The 3,876-nt window shown below is 32.2% G+C and carries 3 protein-coding genes; all 3 read right to left on the reverse strand.

The annotated features are described in order from the left end of the window. Nucleotides 1–166 precede the first annotated feature (166 nt). The 3 genes from CLORY_RS22540 to CLORY_RS22550 are packed head-to-tail and all read right to left on the reverse strand — an operon-like array spanning nt 167 to nt 3,727. Nucleotides 167–1,072, reverse strand: coding sequence for a carbohydrate ABC transporter permease (locus CLORY_RS22540; RefSeq protein ID WP_079428799.1), 906 nt, complete (start codon nt 1,070–1,072; stop codon nt 167–169). A 29-nt stretch (nt 1,073–1,101) separates the two neighbouring features. Continuing rightward, nucleotides 1,102–2,073: an ABC transporter permease gene (locus tag CLORY_RS22545; RefSeq protein ID WP_242954494.1), complete on the reverse strand. Its 972-nt coding sequence runs from the start codon at nt 2,071–2,073 to the stop codon at nt 1,102–1,104. Nucleotides 2,074–2,128: 55 nt separating this feature from the next. Then, entirely contained in the window at nt 2,129–3,727 is a 1,599-nt protein-coding gene (locus CLORY_RS22550; RefSeq protein WP_079428801.1) for a type 2 periplasmic-binding domain-containing protein, read from the reverse strand. Nucleotides 3,728–3,876: the final 149 nt, after the last annotated feature.

Here is a 3,876-nt window from a genome sequence, read left to right on the forward strand (position 1 = left end):
CTTATAATACGTTATTTAATTATAGGATTTTCAATAAACCTAATAATATATTAAGCACATATAGGGAATATTCTAATCACATTTTATTATATTATTAAGTTTAAATGTTGATTACCCTATATATTTATCAATATTAATTTGTCATTATACAGTACTAGCATATGTTTTAGCCCTTAACTGCACCAATCATGACTCCCTTTTCAAAATATTTTTGAATAAATGGGTAAACCATTAGTATAGGTATGGTTGAAACAATAATTACACCATACTTAACCTGATCAGCATATTTTTGAGCGTATGCTCCACCTGTTCCCCCGCCTGTTCCTGCTCCAGCTGAGAATACCTGATTACTCAAGAGTATATCTCTCAATATAATTTGTAGTGGTTTTAATCCATCTTCTCTTATATATATAAGTGCTGTGAAAAAGTCATTCCAGTGTCCAACAAGATAGTATAAGGCAATTACAGAGATTATAGGTTTTGACAACGGAATTACTATTGTCATAAAGAATTGGAAATGAGAACACCCGTCTAATGATGCTGCTTCATACAATTCCTTTGGAATTGATGTTTCAAAGAATGATCTAGTAATTATAAGATTAAAAACATTGACGCAAAACGGTATTATAAATACCCAAAACGTATTAGTCATATGAATTTGTTTCATTAATAAGTATGTTGGTATCAAACCACCATTAAAAAACATAGTAATTACGAAAAATAACATTAAAAAACGTCTTGCTCGAAATTCTTGCCTTGACAACGCATAAGCAGCAGGTAACGTAAATAACAGATTAACTATTGTACCAATAACAGTATATAAAATAGTATTTCTATATCCTAACCATATTCTTGAATCCTTAAATATCTCGCTGTATCCGAACGTGCTGAATCCTCTCGGAAATAGCGTAACTTGTCCTGTCGCTACAAGAGTTGAATCACTTATAGAAGCTATCACAACAAAATATACAGGATAGGCTATCACAACAAAAATAACAATACATAACAGATATACTACTGTATCAAAGACGACGTCAGACTTAGTCTTACCCTTTACTTTAAAAACACTCATAACTGTTCCTCCATATCATAAAAATTAAATTACCATAAGCTTATATCTGCAAATTTTTTCGAAATCTGATTAGTTGTAAATAGGAATACAAAGTTTATTATAGTATTAAAAAGACCAATTGCAGATGAATAACTAAATTGATTGGATATAATACCAATCTTATATACGTATGTGGCAATTACTTCTGATACCGGAAGGTTTAAATTGTTCTGCATTAGAAATATCTTTTCAAAACCTGTATTTAAGATATTTCCCATATTTAAAACTAATAGTATTATTATCGTTGGTATAAGCACTGGAATATCAACATTTAGCATCGTCTGCCATCTGCCAGCTCCGTCAATCTTACATGCATCATATAATTGAGAATCAACAGACGACAATGCTGCTAAGTATATAATACTTCCCCAACCACAGTTCTGCCATATATCTGATCCCACGTATACAGGTATAAAAGTTGAAGTCGATCCTAACAGATTAACTTTTCCTAATCCTACTGCATTTAATAATTGTCCAATAATACCTGTATTAGGTGATAAAAGAACAACTAGCATACCTACCATGACAACTGTTGAAATAAAGTGAGGAAGATAAACTGTAGTCTGCATAACTCGTTTCACACTATTTCTTCTTATCTGATTAAAAATCAATGCTAAAATAATTGGAGCTGGAAAGCCAAATACTATCGTTGCTAAACATAATTTAATAGTATTCTTCATTAATGTTCCAAACATGTAGTTGTTAACAAACTGATTGAAATACATTAAACCTTCCCATTTTCCTCCTGTGAGACCTTTTGTAAAATCAAAATCTCTAAAAGCTAACTGAATGCCATACATTGGAATATAGTTAAATATGAATACTACTATAATAGCCGGAAGTACCATTAACCATAATTGATAGTCTCTTCTAAAAGTATTAATAACCGTTTCTTTTTTTACACTTTGCATACCACTTGTAAGATTTGCATTTTTTTTATTAGTTTTTATATTAGTACCCATAATACCTCCTTATAATAGAGATGCATGCATTAAAGCATGCACCTCTAACTAATTGCTATTGATTATTTTTCATATATTCATCGTAATACTTTTGCTTAATTTGTATCATTTCTGGCAAACCAGCTTTGTCAAGATTTTTAACATAAGCATCCCATTCAGCATCAATTCCGCCTTTAGCTATCCATTTAGCCCATTTAGCTTTTGTGAGGTTTGTTACATTAGTATTATCAAGTGCTAATTTGTTATTATCTTGAGTGCTATATTTTATGAATGTTCCTGGGAAAACATCTTTCTTTGGATCTATGCTCTGTAATACAGACTTATTAGCTTCGTCTTCCTTTTGAATTGACTGCATGTCTGATCCTAAAGTAACTTTAAGAGAGTCGGATATATACATAGGACCATCATCAGCCATAGAGCTTGTCCATTTCCAAGTACCCGGATCCATTTTCTTGTCTTTTGGAGGCAATATCGTATAACTTCCATCGTCATTCTTTGAAATATTAGGTCCTACTGAACCAAATAAAACTTGTAAACTAGTTTCTGGATTATAGAACTGATCAACAAATTTCATTGCAGCATCTTTGTTTGCACATTTTGATGACATCTGAACCATATTTCCTCCGTAGTTAAGTGCATCAAAAGAATAATCGTATGTTACTTTGCCAGTGTAATTTGCTGAACTCTTAAGCTGTTTAATTGATTCATACTGATTAGAAACTTCAGTTCCAAATCTATCTGAGCTTAACCAGCCCCAAGTAAATCCAACCTTTGCAGTTTTTCCAGTACCACGGGCAACAGACTGATATTTAGTGTAATCCTGTGTAAATACTTCGGGGTTTACAAGACCTGCTTTAAAGCATTTATTTAAGAATTTAACCAAATTTTTATATTCATTGCTATTATATAAATTCTTAACTTTACCATTATCAACATAGAATCCATCAGCACTACCAGCTGTTAATGTAATTCCTTCTCCACCGATTAAATACATTGCATTGAAATAGCCTTGTCCAGGAGCCCAGTCCATAGGAATTTCATCTGCTTTGCCATTTCCGTTTGGATCTTTAGTTTTGAAAGCTAATAATACGTTATATAGCTCGTCCCAATTTGTAGGAGTTTTTAGCCCTAATTTTTTGAGCCACTGTTTATTGATAAATGTTCTTGTTGAGCTTACTGGCCAAAATCTCTGATATTTTGGGAGACCATATATTTTTCCATCACTCTGAGTAGCAAGAGCCTTAAGTTCAGGTTTTTCTTCAAACATCTTTTGAATGTTTGGAGCATCCTTTTTTATTAAATCAGTTAAATCTTGAAATAAACCTTGATATTGTGAAAAATCACTATCTAGAATTGGAGTTGGTCCAAAGATTAAGTCAGGAATATCTCCACTGGCAAGCAGTGTTCCTTTTTTCTGATCCCAATCGGCAGTTATCTGATCCCATTTGATCTTTACATTCGCCTTTTTTTCAATCTTAGTAAGCCACTCCATTTTGTTCAGGTCTTTTGTAAGTGGATGTTTTAACATTATAGCCTTCAATTGTACAGGGCCGCTGCTCTTAGCTGTATCAGATTTTTTGCTTGCACAGCCAGTCAATGAAGCTAATGCTGTACATACTGCGACTGAAATGCCTAGTGCTCTTTTCATTTTCATTTTAAATTCCCCCTAAATTCTTTGTTAGTGTAAAGTTTTTTACACTACTCTTTTAAAAATTTCTTTATATATCAAGGGTTACAGAGTTTTTTTGTATAAAAAAAACAATGACCCCCAATTTCATGTTATAATTGAATTTTCGACCAAAC

Origin of the sequence: Clostridium oryzae (assembly GCF_002029235.1) — a bacterium.
Classification (GTDB): Bacteria; Bacillota; Clostridia; order Clostridiales; family Clostridiaceae; genus Clostridium_AE; species Clostridium_AE oryzae.